Source organism: Vibrio sp. 10N.247.310.23 (genome assembly GCF_041467155.1).
Taxonomy (GTDB): Bacteria; Pseudomonadota; Gammaproteobacteria; order Enterobacterales; family Vibrionaceae; genus Vibrio; species Vibrio crassostreae_C.
Genome location: NZ_JBFSTZ010000014.1, coordinates 56,097 through 68,609, shown reverse-complemented (window position 1 = coordinate 68,609; position 12,513 = coordinate 56,097). Strand labels below are relative to the sequence as shown.

17 protein-coding genes are annotated in these 12,513 nt (G+C 44.6%); 10 read left to right on the top strand and 7 right to left on the bottom strand.

Annotated elements, in window-relative coordinates:
- Window positions 1-66 precede the first annotated feature (66 nt).
- Together AB6D93_RS12620 and AB6D93_RS12615 are read right to left on the bottom strand one after the other, a co-directional pair.
- Window positions 67-990, bottom strand: a complete 924-nt coding sequence (locus tag AB6D93_RS12620) for a Dyp-type peroxidase (protein WP_102333438.1) — start codon at window positions 988-990, stop codon at window positions 67-69.
- Window positions 991-1,055: 65 nt separating this feature from the next.
- Window positions 1,056-1,517 (bottom strand): DUF2919 domain-containing protein, encoded by a 462-nt coding sequence (locus AB6D93_RS12615; RefSeq protein ID WP_017060696.1) that lies wholly within the window; start codon window positions 1,515-1,517, stop codon window positions 1,056-1,058.
- A gap of 109 nt (window positions 1,518-1,626) precedes the next feature.
- Here AB6D93_RS12615 and AB6D93_RS12610 point away from each other — a divergent pair, with 109 nt between their 5' ends.
- Entirely contained in the window at window positions 1,627-1,971 is a 345-nt protein-coding gene (locus AB6D93_RS12610; protein WP_065585043.1) for a DUF2956 domain-containing protein, read from the top strand.
- A gap of 12 nt (window positions 1,972-1,983) precedes the next feature.
- Window positions 1,984-2,316 carry a DUF4156 domain-containing protein gene (locus AB6D93_RS12605; protein WP_065585044.1) on the top strand — a complete coding sequence of 111 codons (333 nt, stop codon included), beginning with the start codon at window positions 1,984-1,986 and terminating at the stop codon, window positions 2,314-2,316.
- A gap of 91 nt (window positions 2,317-2,407) precedes the next feature.
- Here AB6D93_RS12605 and AB6D93_RS12600 read toward each other — a convergent pair whose 3' ends face one another.
- Entirely contained in the window at window positions 2,408-2,695 is a 288-nt protein-coding gene (locus tag AB6D93_RS12600; RefSeq protein ID WP_004734273.1) for a helix-turn-helix domain-containing protein, read from the bottom strand.
- A 205-nt stretch (window positions 2,696-2,900) separates the two neighbouring features.
- Between AB6D93_RS12600 and AB6D93_RS12595 the strand changes: the two genes are divergently transcribed.
- From AB6D93_RS12595 to AB6D93_RS12580, 4 genes are all read left to right on the top strand, one after another.
- Window positions 2,901-3,248, top strand: a complete 348-nt coding sequence (locus AB6D93_RS12595) for an ArsC family reductase (protein WP_017060699.1) — start codon at window positions 2,901-2,903, stop codon at window positions 3,246-3,248.
- 98 nt (window positions 3,249-3,346) lie between these two features.
- Complete coding sequence (gene dapE, locus AB6D93_RS12590; protein ID WP_017060700.1) at window positions 3,347-4,483, top strand: succinyl-diaminopimelate desuccinylase; 1,137 nt, start codon at window positions 3,347-3,349, stop codon at window positions 4,481-4,483.
- A 45-nt stretch (window positions 4,484-4,528) separates the two neighbouring features.
- Window positions 4,529-5,203, top strand: a complete 675-nt coding sequence (locus tag AB6D93_RS12585) for a M15 family metallopeptidase (protein ID WP_102333437.1) — start codon at window positions 4,529-4,531, stop codon at window positions 5,201-5,203.
- 8 nt (window positions 5,204-5,211) lie between these two features.
- Window positions 5,212-5,421 carry a DUF2897 family protein gene (locus AB6D93_RS12580; protein WP_017060702.1) on the top strand — a complete coding sequence of 70 codons (210 nt, stop codon included), beginning with the start codon at window positions 5,212-5,214 and terminating at the stop codon, window positions 5,419-5,421.
- A 161-nt stretch (window positions 5,422-5,582) separates the two neighbouring features.
- On the opposite strand, the gene bamC is transcribed toward AB6D93_RS12580, so the two are convergent.
- Both bamC and dapA read right to left on the bottom strand, forming a co-directional pair.
- Window positions 5,583-6,629: an outer membrane protein assembly factor BamC gene (bamC, locus tag AB6D93_RS12575; RefSeq protein ID WP_017060703.1), complete on the bottom strand. Its 1,047-nt coding sequence runs from the start codon at window positions 6,627-6,629 to the stop codon at window positions 5,583-5,585.
- A 48-nt stretch (window positions 6,630-6,677) separates the two neighbouring features.
- Window positions 6,678-7,556 carry a 4-hydroxy-tetrahydrodipicolinate synthase gene (dapA, locus tag AB6D93_RS12570; RefSeq protein WP_017060704.1) on the bottom strand — a complete coding sequence of 293 codons (879 nt, stop codon included), beginning with the start codon at window positions 7,554-7,556 and terminating at the stop codon, window positions 6,678-6,680.
- A gap of 374 nt (window positions 7,557-7,930) precedes the next feature.
- Between dapA and AB6D93_RS12565 the strand changes: the two genes are divergently transcribed.
- The gene (locus AB6D93_RS12565; protein WP_017060705.1) at window positions 7,931-8,473 is read left to right on the top strand and encodes a glycine cleavage system protein R; all 543 of its coding nucleotides are present in this window, start codon (window positions 7,931-7,933) and stop codon (window positions 8,471-8,473) included.
- Between the two features lie 12 nt (window positions 8,474-8,485).
- Window positions 8,486-8,956 (top strand): thioredoxin-dependent thiol peroxidase, encoded by a 471-nt coding sequence (gene bcp, locus AB6D93_RS12560; RefSeq protein WP_017060706.1) that lies wholly within the window; start codon window positions 8,486-8,488, stop codon window positions 8,954-8,956.
- A 136-nt stretch (window positions 8,957-9,092) separates the two neighbouring features.
- On the opposite strand, the gene AB6D93_RS12555 is transcribed toward bcp, so the two are convergent.
- Together AB6D93_RS12555 and AB6D93_RS12550 are read right to left on the bottom strand one after the other, a co-directional pair.
- Entirely contained in the window at window positions 9,093-10,169 is a 1,077-nt protein-coding gene (locus tag AB6D93_RS12555; RefSeq protein ID WP_017060708.1) for an AI-2E family transporter, read from the bottom strand.
- Window positions 10,162-10,401, bottom strand: coding sequence for a sulfurtransferase TusA family protein (locus AB6D93_RS12550; protein ID WP_017060709.1), 240 nt, complete (start codon window positions 10,399-10,401; stop codon window positions 10,162-10,164). Before AB6D93_RS12550 ends, AB6D93_RS12555 begins: the two co-directional genes overlap by 8 nt.
- 178 nt (window positions 10,402-10,579) lie before the next feature.
- Here AB6D93_RS12550 and AB6D93_RS12545 point away from each other — a divergent pair, with 178 nt between their 5' ends.
- Both AB6D93_RS12545 and arsC read left to right on the top strand, forming a co-directional pair.
- A complete protein-coding gene (locus tag AB6D93_RS12545; protein ID WP_017060710.1) occupies window positions 10,580-12,034 on the top strand; it encodes a M48 family metallopeptidase in 1,455 nt (484 codons plus the stop codon).
- Window positions 12,035-12,156: 122 nt separating this feature from the next.
- A complete protein-coding gene (arsC, locus tag AB6D93_RS12540) occupies window positions 12,157-12,507 on the top strand; it encodes an arsenate reductase (glutaredoxin) (RefSeq protein ID WP_017060711.1) in 351 nt (116 codons plus the stop codon).
- Window positions 12,508-12,513 lie beyond the last annotated feature (6 nt).

Here is a 12,513-nt window from a genome sequence, read left to right as displayed (position 1 = left end):
GTTCATATAAAGCTTTAATAAAAAAGGAGCCCTGAGGCTCCCTTTCTTTGCTGCAGATGAGGTGATTTACTTAATCGTTAATACACTCAACATGTCAGTTGAAGGTGCAAAGTAGTAAGCGCCAGTCACTGCTTTGGTAAAGCGAAGCAGTTGGTCTGTTTTGCCATCAGTTACGCCGTACATGCTCTCTAACATCGCATCGAAGTTATGACGAACGTTACAGTAAGCAATGAACAATAAGCCGTGGTCGCCCGTAGCAGTACCGTAAGGTAGACTGTGGCGAACAATCTTAAGCCCCTTGCCTTCTTCTTTGATATCCACACGGCCAACGTGAGACGCCGCAGGAACATCATCTAACTCAATTGAATCAGGTTTAGTTCGGCCAATCACTTTCTCTTGTGCCGATACATTCAAACGATTCCAAGCTGGCAGGTTATGCACAAAACGCTGCACCATTACATAACTACCACCAGCGAATTCACCCTCAGGCACAATAGCGACTTCAGCACGTTGTGCGTCTTTCGGGTTTTCAGTGCCATCAACAAAGTCTGTCATGTCACGAGAGTCTAGGAAGCGATAACCATAAGTTTCATCAACCACTTCAACATCAGCTGCTACTTCAGATAGCAATTTACGCAAGATAAAGAAGTGCAGATCATGTCGGTTTGAATGACAGTGAATCAGAACGTCAGACAGTGTGCTCGGTGCTGTGATATCACCTTCACCCAGCACAGGGAAGTCGATCAAATCAGCGGGCGCTGCTTGCTCGAACCTATCCCAAAAAGCTTTTGAGAACGCAACCGATGCCGTTAAGTTCGCATCAGGCTGAGTTTGGTTTAGTTCGTCGATTAGAGTCGGAAGCTTTTGAATTTCTGCTAGTACATTAGCAGTATTAGCGTTCACTTTAAGTTGAACGTAAAGCGCGAAAGGCCCAGCTTCAGGCAAAATAGCACTTTGAACGTTAGGCTGCTCATTTGAAACATTAAGCATAGATTATTCCTTCCAGTTTTAGATTCTAAGTATAATTGTGAATGGGACAAATGTTTTGATGAGAATCAGTCTTCGAGCTCAACCACTTTAAAGCAATCCCTTGCAGCATGGCTATTGGTTAGATAAAGCGCTAACCACAGCAGCAACAATAGGGTGATGCCATTTGACCAACGGAACCATCCGTTATCCAAATAGATTAAATAAATCGTATGGGAGCCCTGTGCCAAGATAGCCATCATGGTAACCCAACGTCCCCATGACACGACTTTGTTAAGGCGCTTTCTATCTGGCGATCTTAGCCCAAATAACCACATCAGCAGCAAACTAGGCACACTCAACGCGATCCCGACATAAAACATCTGATGGTCTGGGTAGATTATCTCAAGAATATCGGTTCCCGATTCTCGGCTTGCGCCTGCAACAATGAAAACGACCAAGGCTTTCGCAAGAAACAACCAACCTAGCCAGAGCAAGATTGGAGCTTTCAAAAAGCCGTGCTTGTCGTATTGTTCTATGGAGTACCGCACAAATCTCACTTTCACTTATTTTCAAACCAACACTTTAACGCAAATCATTCATACTTAACTAGCTTTGCGTTATCTTAGTAGCCAATCCGTTTTAATTGTCGAACTCAGTATGAAAAACAAAACTAATACGCCCTCTGTTGAATCTCAACAGGAAGCACTGAAGATAGCCAAAGCGACTCAAAAGCCAGCTCAAACCAAAGAACAAACTAAACTGATTGCTCAGGGTATCGAGAAAGGCATCGCACTGTACAAGAAACAGCAAAAAGAACGCAGCCGCCAAGCCGATAAAGCGAAGAAGCGCGTACAGAAAGAAAAACAGACTCAACAAGCTAATCAACACCAAGAAGACACGATCGAAACAAGTGTTGAAACACCATCAAATCACGCCACTAAACTGCCGTGGTTACTACTGTTCGCAAGCTGGGTAGGCTTCGCGATTTATTTGATGAAATAACAGGATAAGCGTATGAAAAAGGAATTAATCGCTTTGGCTATGAGTAGCGTGTTACTCGGTTGCACGACACCGACATCAACGCCTCATAGCGAAGCTGCCAACGTGCAAATGGATTACCATGGCGTGATTAATATCGATAAATGTCAGTATAAAGGGGAAGTCACAGGCAGCGAAGGCCATTGGTACAACTACCTGTTTTACCCAAATGACACATTGATTCAAGGCGCCATGAATCAACTCAAGTCGAATACGATTGAGCTAGGCGCAGATACCGTGATATTCACACTTCCCCAAGATTTTTCCACATCCGTGACTATGCTGGGAACTGCCTATCTGTGTAAGTAAATAGAAACGTAATGGGGTAGCTCACAACTCATATTAGCGAGATGCTCCCTACTATTTCTATTCTAAAAAAAGAAAGCCAGCTTTCGCTGGCTTATGCACTAAATCCAAGGCTTGTTGCTATATCGCCTTTACGCTGGATAACCCATTGACTGTCAAATGGCCCCCAGTCGGATAACTGGTAATAGCCATCATTATGACGTCGCCCATCTTGAACAAACATAAGTTCGATACCGATCCCCGGTAACGCCTTGAGTACATCTTGAATAGTACGACGAGGCCACCCCGTTTTTTCGATGAGTTTAGGCACATTTGGCCTATCAAGGCTTTCCACTAACAATGCTAAATATAGCCGCCTTGCAAAAACAGGACTCAACTCCATTGACACCTCCTATATATGTGCAGCTCAATTATTTCTTTTTTCGCTGACAACATGTTGAGGCTGATCAATAAGTCTCCAATAGTGACATTTTCTTACGCTTTTTTTTCACTCTATGAAATATTCATCACTCTATTTTGTCTGAGTTGCTGCTTCCTGATAGGATTCAACTCATAACAATGAAATAAAATCACTCAAAGGAAGAATAATGACTATCACCATGTTTGGTATCCCAAATTGCGACACCATTAAAAAAGCAAAGAAATGGCTCGAAGCTGAAGGTATCGAGTTCGAATTTCACGATTATCGCAAACAAGGCATCACAGAAGAGCTAGTAACAAGCTTCTGCTCTGAGCTAGGTTGGGAGCTTGTGCTAAACAAACGTGGTACGACTTATCGCCAACTTTCTCAAGAACAGAAAGACACCCTAACAGAAGAAAAAGCGGTGACTTTGCTTGTTGAACAACCTGCAATGATCAAGCGCCCAATCTTAAAAGTTGAGGGTAAGCTTCACATCGGATTTAAAGCCGACCAATACGCGGCTATTTTTGCTTAGATCGTTGTATTTACATAGACAGACAACAGGACGTTGATCAGTGAATCAGCGCCTAAAAATTAATGACTAGACGTTTTATTTAAACAAGGAATTCAAGGATGACAGATAGCCCAACTTTGGCTCTGGCAAAAGACCTAATCAGCCGTCAATCGGTAACACCAGAAGATGCAGGCTGCCAAGACCTGATGATTGAACGCTTAAAAGCACTCGGTTTTGAAATCGAAGTGATGGTATTTGAAGATACGACCAACTTCTGGGCTCGTCGTGGTACTGAAGCGCCTCTGTTTGCTTTTGCTGGTCACACTGATGTGGTACCTGCAGGCCCAATCGAACAGTGGAACACTAAGCCATTCGAACCGACTATCGTAGACGGTTTCCTACATGGCCGTGGCGCTGCTGATATGAAAGGCTCTCTGGCTTCAATGATTGTTGCCGTCGAGCAGTTCATTGCCAAACACCCAGACCACACAGGCTCAATTGGTTTCCTGATCACTTCAGATGAGGAAGGTCCTTTCATCAACGGTACTGTACGTGTTGTTGAAGCATTAATGGCGCGCGGTGAAAACATCGATATGTGTATCGTTGGTGAACCATCGAGCACTGAGTTCGTGGGTGATGTCGTGAAGAACGGCCGTCGTGGCTCTATCACTGGCGACCTAACGATTAAAGGCACACAAGGTCATGTTGCCTACCCTCACCTAGCAAACAACCCAGTACACAGCTCTCTGCTTGCTATTAATGAGCTAGCAACAACTGAGTGGGATAAAGGTAATGATTACTTCCCGCCAACCAGTTTCCAAATTCCAAATGTGAGTGCGGGTACTGGTGCTTCAAACGTGATCCCTGGTGAGTTTAATGTTCAGTTTAACCTACGCTTTAGTACAGAGTTAAGCAACGACATCATCGTTGAGCGCATCACAACGACACTCGACAAGTATGATTTCGAATACGACCTAAGATGGACATTCAATGGCGACCCGTTCTTAACAGACGCAGGTTCACTGCTTGATGCTATTGTTGATGCAGTGGGTCACGTCAATGATGTGAAACCAGCACTGCTAACGACTGGCGGTACATCTGATGGTCGCTTTATTGCACGTATGGGCGGACAAGTGGTTGAACTAGGCCCTGTGAATGCAACGATTCACAAGGTTAACGAATGCGTGAAGGTAGCCGATTTAGAAAAGCTAACTGACATGTACGAAAGAACATTAGTGAACCTATTCGCTAAATAGTCTTTCATCAGCGATTCATAGCATCCAATTATTGAGAGACTCGTTATGACACCAGAGCAGCTTACCGGACAATCAGATTCTCATCTAGAGCCTAGCCTGATCGGCACCAAGACCTTCTTGGTCCACAGTGAGGTTAAGAATGACCTGAATAATTTGATTGAAGCTGCTCAGCTCGCTGGTTTTAAAATGGAGATTGCCAGTGGCTTTCGCGACTATGAAAGGCAATCTCTGATTTGGAACCGTAAGTTTTCTGGCGAAGCTCCGATATTAGATTCAGAAAGCCAACCTCTTGATGCTTCAAAACTGACCGAACAACAAAAGCTATCGGCTATCCTGAGATGGTCTGCGCTTCCCGGCGCGAGTCGTCATCATTGGGGTTGTGACTTTGATGTCTTTGCTCGAAACAACTTACCAGAAGGTACACAGCTGCAATTAGAACCATGGGAATACCTTACTGGCCACCAGCAATCGTTTTACCAATGGCTATCAGTTCATGCTGCACAATTTGGTTTCTTCTTTCCTTACAGCCAAGATTTGGGTGGTGTGGCGATCGAACCATGGCATATCAGCCATCGCAAAGTATCGGAGTCGTGTTTATCACAGTTATCTCCGACTTTACTTGGCAAGCAACTCCAATCTAAGCCAGTATTAGGGTATGAGATTATTATGGAGCAGCTAGACGAGATCTATGCACGCTTCGTAGCGAATATCAGTCATTAGGAGCGCTTATGTTGGAGTGGCTTACAAACCCTTGGGTTATCATCATCATCGTAGTTAGCGTTGTTGTGGGTAACATCGCAGCGCTCAAACAGACAGCCAATATGGATCTGACGGGGCGTGGTAAAACTGAGCGAGATTTAGATAAGCTCAATCGCTCGGATAAACTTAACCAAGAGAAAGCTGAAAAAGAAGAATCCAAAGACAATAAAGACGCATAGCCTTTTGCTTTGGCTAATCAGCTTGATTGACCAATTTTGATTGACCAATGTAGCCTGATGACAACGAATACAATAAAAAAGAGGACACAGTGTGTCCTCTTTTTTATTTGCTTTTGCTAATCACAAGGCTGATTTAACTCAGCTTGTGACGGCTTGAATGACTACTCAGCTTTCGCTTCTTTGTCATCTTTGGTTTGGTCAGCAATATGCGCTAATACCGGAACCATAGACTTAAGCAGCTCTTCTTCTACTGGCTTACCTGATGCATCCGTTACGTTGATTGACGTACGGTTGCCAAGGTCACCAAATAGGAAGTTGTAAGTGCCTGGCGCTAAGTCGATAGGCTGTAGGCCAATTTCTTCCCAGAACTCATCATCTGGTGCTGCGTACTTCGCCTTCACCGTACCCTGAGATTGATTGCGTTCTTCAAGCTCAAAGCCCATTTCAGGCAACAAGTTAGGCAGACGCTGCCAGAATACATTGTATGGCGTACGAGCAATAATCACAGGGAAACCACTACGGTCAGCACCCATTGAAATTGGAATACGCTTCACCAACTCTTGCGCTTTCAGCGCCGCTTCAGCACGAAGGTTTTCATCGTACTTAGCCATAACTAGGTTGGTCAGGAACGCGTTGTAACGCTCTTTATTGGTTGCCGTTACTGTTTTCTCTTCAGTACCTTCACGCCAATCAATCAGATTAATCTTGAAGCCATGACGGTTGTTTGCTTGGAAGCGAGAGATAGAGTAACGACTACCAATCTCTACGTCTTCATCTTCAGAAACCCAAGTTACCCAATCGGTCTCAATCTCATTCTCTGATTGCTCACGAATACCAATACCACGTTGAGCCAGCATATCTACAGCCGTTTGCCACACGCGGTCTGCCTCTTCTGCGCGAAGAAGCCATAGTGTCACTTCACCGTTTTGACGCTCAGCACGAGCACCCGGGATCAGTTCAAGAACCTGTTGCGGTGGACGAATATCCACTTCACGACCAGTACCACCACTGAATTCACCGCTTGGGATGTCAAAATTTGGGTAGAACTGAGGCTGAGCATCTACAGGCAATTGCCATTGTGAAAACTCAGGTGTTTCTAAGTATTCGAAATCATCTTTGGCTTGGCGACGTTGAGTCGGGTTGCCAGAACATGCTGTAAGAACGAAAACAGCCAGTGACCCAATCACTAGCTGGTGAGAATACTTCATTTATACTCCTAAATGCCGAAGGTTCGCTTCGGCATCACTTCATACGTTTTAGTAAATGCACGCTTCAGTCATTGCTTGAGCAACAACAGGTTGAGCTGGCTCTGACAGTTCAGTCAGCGGTAGACGTAAGCCACCTTCAGCAATCAGACCCATTTTATGAACCGCCCATTTTACGGGAATAGGGTTAGACTCAACGAACAAATTCTTATGTAGAGGCATCAAACGCTCATTGATCGCTTCCGCTTCTTCAAACTTACCTTCTTTTGCTAGCTTGAACATGGTTGCCATATCAGCGGCTGCAACATTGTTCGTTACAGAGATCACGCCATCGCCACCACGCTTAACAAATTCTAGGCCTGTTAAGTCATCACCACTTAGTAAGATAAAGTCTTCGCCACAAAGTTCACGGTGAATTGCAATTCTGTCGAGATCACCCGTCGCATCTTTCAGTGCAACGATGTTTTCGATCTCAGCAAGACGAGCAACCGTTTCTGGCAACAAGTCTACCGCAGTTCGACCTGGAACATTGTATAGAATTTGTGGAACGTCACTGACTTCAGCAATCGCTTTGTAGTGTTGGTACAAACCTTCTTGAGTCGGTTTGTTGTAGTAAGGCGTTACGCTCAGGCAACCAGCAATACCAGAACCATTCAACAAACGGCTGAATAGAACAGATTCATGAGTTGCATTTGCACCTGTACCAGCGATAACGGGAATACGACCATCAGCAAATTCAACGATCTTGTTGACGACTTTGACATGCTCTTCAATAGTGAGTGTTGAAGACTCACCTGTTGTGCCAACCGCAACCAGACCATCACTACCTGCAGCAATATGGTGCTCAACTAACTTTTTAAGGCTGTCGAAATCCACTTCACCATCTGTATTAAATGGCGTAACTAGCGCAACGATACTTCCTGAAAACATGTCTATCTCCCTTAATTTATTCTTTTTGCATGTTACTGTAAGCCAATCAATAAACACAAGACATTAAAGTGGCTTACCGGCAACATCTGCATTAAATATTGTCGTATGTTTGAGGTAAAACGACTTCTAACGGCGTTCTACCTAGAATTTGGGTAACCTGCACTCAATCTAGCGGATAGCACATCACTGGATGTCAGTAACAAGTAAGCTGTGCTCTCATCGCTCTATCTCATTTTTTAACGCGCTCGATATTCTTATCATTGGTTGCATGTTCGAAGCAAGGTCGCACATAAAAAGCCCCGCACGCACGCTTATTCCACGAGCTAACTGTGCTAACATGCATGAATCAATGGAATATAAAGAGACGTGATTTTATGACTCAACATCTAGTAATCACAGCTGTGGGCACTGATCGCCCAGGTGTATGCAACCAAGTGGTTCATTTAGTCACCCAATCAGGCTGTAACATTATTGATAGCCGTATCGCCCTGTTTGGCGAAGAATTTACGCTTATCATGCTGCTGTCTGGAAAGGCAAACAACATTACCCGCGTTGAAACCACCTTGCCCTTGCTTGGACAAGAGCACGACTTGATTACGATTATGAAGCGAACCTCAACTCATGATGTTATTGAGAACTCTTACACAGTAGAGGTGTTCGTTGAGTCAGACGATAAAATCGGACTTACTGAGCAGTTTACCCAGTTCTTCGCAGACCGAAACATCGGCCTCGATTCGTTAAGTGCACGAACCATCAATAAATCTAAGGTTCAACTCGACAACGACCAATTCCATATCTCTATTACCGCTTCTGTGCAATCAGAATGTAACTTGATGCAGCTACAAGAAGAATTCGATTCGCTGTGTCAGAGCCTATCAGTCCAAGGCTCGCTCAACTTTATCAAAAACAGTCTTTAAAAAGGAAATGTCATGAATACGCTAACGGCTGGTGTTCCAGCACCTGCTTTTTCTCTTCCAGATCAAGATGGCAATATCGTATCTCTTGGTGACTTCAAAGGTAAAAAAGTACTTTTCTATTTTTACCCTAAAGCAATGACTCCAGGTTGTATTGTGCAAGCGGAAGGCCTGCGTGATATCAAAACACAGCTTGATGACCTAAACGTGGTTGTTCTAGGTGTGAGTGTTGACCCAGTAAAACGTCTACCAAACTTCGTTGAGAAGAAATCTCTAAACTTCACCCTGCTATCTGATGAAGACCACAGCGTTGCTGAACAGTTTGGCGTTTGGGGCGAGAAAAAATTCATGGGTAAAATCTACGACGGTCTGCACCGTATTAGCTTCCTAATTGATGAAGAAGGTCAGATTGAACATGTCTTCAACAAGTTCAAGACTAAGACTCACCACGAAGTGGTTCTAGATTACTTCAATCAAGAAGCTTAAGGGCGATTTGAGTGAGTTAATGACTTAGATTCATCACTTTCTAAGGCAATAGCAACACTCATTAAGCTAATTATTAAGCTAAGAGCAAAAAGGCCGAACATCATGGATGTTCGGCCTTTTTCTATAACAAGATCAATTACTTTTGATGTTCGGGGTCATCGTCTAATGCGTGACTCGGTAAGGCATTCCAAACCGCCTTAACTAACGTTGCCAACGGGATAGCAAAGAACACGCCCCAGAATCCCCACAGTCCACCAAACACTAACACGGCAACAATAATGGCCACTGGGTGCAGGTTCACCGCTTCAGAGAAAAGAACAGGAACGAGCACGTTACCATCTAGCGCTTGGATAATACCGTAAGCGAGAAGCAACCAGTAAAACTGAGGTTCTAATCCCCACTGGAACAAACCGACAATCGCGACAGGAACGGTCACAGCCGCCGCACCGATATAAGGAATCAGTACCGAGAAGCCAACCGCGACAGCCAGCAGAGCTGAATAACGTAAATCTAGAATCGCAAAGGTCACGTAGCTGACACCACCGACGATCAAGATCTCAAGGACCTTGCCGCGAATATAGTTCGAGATTTGTTGGTTCATCTCAACCCAAACCTTGGTCGCTAGACGACGGTTTTTAGGCAACACGCCACTCGCCATGCTGATCATCTCTTCTTTATCTTTTAATAAGAAGAAGATCAGCAGCGGCACAAGAATCAAGTAAACCGCAAGCGTAGCCAAGCTCACAAGAGAAGCCAAAGAACCTTTAACAACACTTTCACCAAAGCCTAATGCTTTGTTTTTCGCGTTAGACACAATCGATTCAACGATCTGCAAGTTTGCTAACTCAGGATAGCGCTCAGGAATCGTCGCGATGAACTTCTGTAAGCCGCCATACATACTTGGAATATCATTGATGAGGTTACCCACTTGCTCCCAAATGGTAGGCACTAAACCAAACAGCGCCAGCAACATCAGGCTAAAGAACATCATGATCACCAACATCACCGAAGGCGTTCTTGGAACACCGAGTCTTTGAAGTTGGGTAACAGGCCACTCAAGCAAATAAGCCAACACAATCGCAACCAAGAGTGGTGCAATTAGGTGACCAAAGAAGTAGATCGTAATAAAGCCGAAGAGAATGATGGCAACCAAACTGACAGCATGGGGATCAGAGAAACGTCGTTTATACCAACGATTGACCATTTCAAGCATCTGACTGCAATTCCTTTTTAGTGACGAGGAGATGATGGTAATTAGAGCAAACCTCAGTGATGACGTCATAGGCTTGCTTAGACAAATAAGTAACAATATCTTTCATCGAACTGTTATCAGACACATAAATTGACAATGACTGCCCTACTTCTAACTTTACACTGTGACGCTTGGCTAATAATAGCGCCATTGGACAGCGCTCTTGGCGTAAATCTAGAATATTAGGTGTCATTCTTGAGCTCGATGCTTATTATAAGGGTCGTATTGTAATCTGTTTTTGAAAACGCGCCATCATTCATTCATCCTCCTTCATGATAGCGCACGCACTTGGCAAAGGTTAAATCAGATAAAGAACCAATTTCCATTGCACTTGTCTTACTGTCAGAAGAAACGGAGTATTACTGACTAATATGTTTAAACGCGCTCGCTCAATTGCTTGCTTATGCATCGCAGCTACATTAAGCACCCCAACTATGGCGAATACCAATAGTTTGGAGCTACCAGATATCGGTACCGCTGCTGGCGGCACACTCACTATCGACCAAGAGCTTATCTATGGTGATGCCTACATGCGCATCATCAGAAGTAGCCAGCCTATCGTAAACGACCCAGTTCTAAATCTATATATTGATACTCTTGGCCATCGTCTGGTCGCGAACGCAAATGATGTAAAGACACCTTTCCAGTTCTTTATGATCCGTGACCGCAACATCAACGCCTTTGCTTTCTTTGGTGGTTATGTTGCTTTGCACTCAGGTCTATTCCTGCATGCACAATCTGAAAGTGAATTAGCTTCTGTATTAGCGCACGAAATCGCGCACGTAACCCAACGTCACTTAGCGCGTAGTATGGAAGACCAAGCGCGCCGCTCTCCAGCAACCATTGCAGCACTAGCAGCCTCTGTATTACTGGCAATTGCAGCTCCTGAAGCCGGCATTGCAGCCCTAACGGCAACGACTGCGGGTAATATGCAAAGCCAAATCAACTACACCCGTAGTAATGAAAAAGAAGCCGACCGCTTTGGTATCAACACGCTAGCAAAAGCTGGGTTTGATGTGAATGCGATGCCACGTTTCTTTGGCCGTTTAGCTGATGAATATCGCTATGCGAGCACACCACCGCCAATGCTACTGACTCACCCATTACCAGAAGACCGAATTACCGATTCACGTGCTCGTGCTCGTAGTTACCCGCCACTGAAACTGGCTCCCTCTCTGGACTACCACCTAGCAAGAGCCCGCATTGTTGCGCGCTATGCTGGCATTAATAATGATGCTGCTCTTGATTGGTTTGAGCGTCAGCTAAAGAAAGCCCCTAAAGCTTTGGTTCCGTCATTAGAATATGGCCAAGCACTGGTTTACCTAGACTCTAAAAAATTAGACAAAGCAGAGCCCATCCTGAACAAGCTGATTAACAGCGATCCAACCAACCTGTTTTATCTAGATGCTATTTCGGATCTGCACATCGAGAAGAAGCAGCCTGAGATTGCGATTAAAGAACTTAAATCGGCACTGGTTCGTCAACCAAACAACCCGGTTCTGACCATTAACTACGCCAACGCACTGATTGAAAATGAAGATCTTCAAGAAGCGGTTCGCGTATTGCAGCGTTACACGCACGATAACCCGAATGACACCAATGGCTGGCACTTACTTTCAAAAGTAAATACGAGCCTTGGTAATAGCGACGAAGAACTGGCTGCTCGTGCAGAAATTTTGGCACTGCAAGCCAACTGGAACAAAGCGATTCAGTACTACACGCAAGCAAGCCAAATCGCAGAATTAGGAAGCCTAAAACAAGCACGCTACGACGCTCGAATTGATCAGCTAATGATTCAACGAGAGCGCTTCTTGTCGCTACAATAGAGTGTTTACTGGTAACAGCTCGTTACCAGAATAAAAAGAAAGCTCAACGTTACACAAAAAAGAAGTCACCCCTGGTGGCTTCAGCTAAACAACTAAATCAAAAATAATAATGAGGAAGAACCATGTCTGTCGTGATTTATCATAACCCACGCTGCTCAAAGAGCCGTCAAACTCTAGAAGTGCTTCAGGAAAACGGCGTACAGCCAGAGGTCATCAAATACCTGGAGACTCCGTTAACAGTTGAACAGCTGAAAGTACTGTTCACTCAGCTTGGTTTTGACAGTGTTCGCGACATGATGCGCACCAAAGAAGCGGACTACAAAGAAGCAAACCTTGGCGATGCTTCAGTTACTGATGAAGATCTTTTCGCCGCGATGGCAACCAATCCAAAACTGTTTGAGCGCCCAGTCGTTGTCGCGAACAACAAAGCAAAAATTGGTCGTCCACCAGAGCAAGTGCTAGAGATTCTGTAATCCAAT

Bases quoted from the DNA above. Each gene is read 5' to 3' on its own strand.
- dapE (WP_017060700.1), top strand. From the start codon at position 3,347: ATGACAGATAGCCCAACTTTGGCTCTGGCAAAAGACCTAATCAGCCGT.
- AB6D93_RS12555 (WP_017060708.1), bottom strand. From the start codon at position 10,169: ATGCTTGAAATGGTCAATCGTTGGTATAAACGACGTTTCTCTGATCCC.
- bamC (WP_017060703.1), bottom strand. From the start codon at position 6,629: ATGAAGTATTCTCACCAGCTAGTGATTGGGTCACTGGCTGTTTTCGTT.
- AB6D93_RS12580 (WP_017060702.1), top strand. From the start codon at position 5,212: ATGTTGGAGTGGCTTACAAACCCTTGGGTTATCATCATCATCGTAGTT.
- dapA (WP_017060704.1), bottom strand. From the start codon at position 7,556: ATGTTTTCAGGAAGTATCGTTGCGCTAGTTACGCCATTTAATACAGAT.
- AB6D93_RS12595 (WP_017060699.1), top strand. From the start codon at position 2,901: ATGACTATCACCATGTTTGGTATCCCAAATTGCGACACCATTAAAAAA.
- AB6D93_RS12620 (WP_102333438.1), bottom strand. From the start codon at position 990: ATGCTTAATGTTTCAAATGAGCAGCCTAACGTTCAAAGTGCTATTTTG.
- AB6D93_RS12585 (WP_102333437.1), top strand. From the start codon at position 4,529: ATGACACCAGAGCAGCTTACCGGACAATCAGATTCTCATCTAGAGCCT.
- AB6D93_RS12605 (WP_065585044.1), top strand. From the start codon at position 1,984: ATGAAAAAGGAATTAATCGCTTTGGCTATGAGTAGCGTGTTACTCGGT.
- arsC (WP_017060711.1), top strand. From the start codon at position 12,157: ATGTCTGTCGTGATTTATCATAACCCACGCTGCTCAAAGAGCCGTCAA.
- AB6D93_RS12550 (WP_017060709.1), bottom strand. From the start codon at position 10,401: ATGACACCTAATATTCTAGATTTACGCCAAGAGCGCTGTCCAATGGCG.
- bcp (WP_017060706.1), top strand. From the start codon at position 8,486: ATGAATACGCTAACGGCTGGTGTTCCAGCACCTGCTTTTTCTCTTCCA.
- AB6D93_RS12565 (WP_017060705.1), top strand. From the start codon at position 7,931: ATGACTCAACATCTAGTAATCACAGCTGTGGGCACTGATCGCCCAGGT.
- AB6D93_RS12610 (WP_065585043.1), top strand. From the start codon at position 1,627: ATGAAAAACAAAACTAATACGCCCTCTGTTGAATCTCAACAGGAAGCA.
- AB6D93_RS12545 (WP_017060710.1), top strand. From the start codon at position 10,580: ATGTTTAAACGCGCTCGCTCAATTGCTTGCTTATGCATCGCAGCTACA.
- AB6D93_RS12600 (WP_004734273.1), bottom strand. From the start codon at position 2,695: ATGGAGTTGAGTCCTGTTTTTGCAAGGCGGCTATATTTAGCATTGTTA.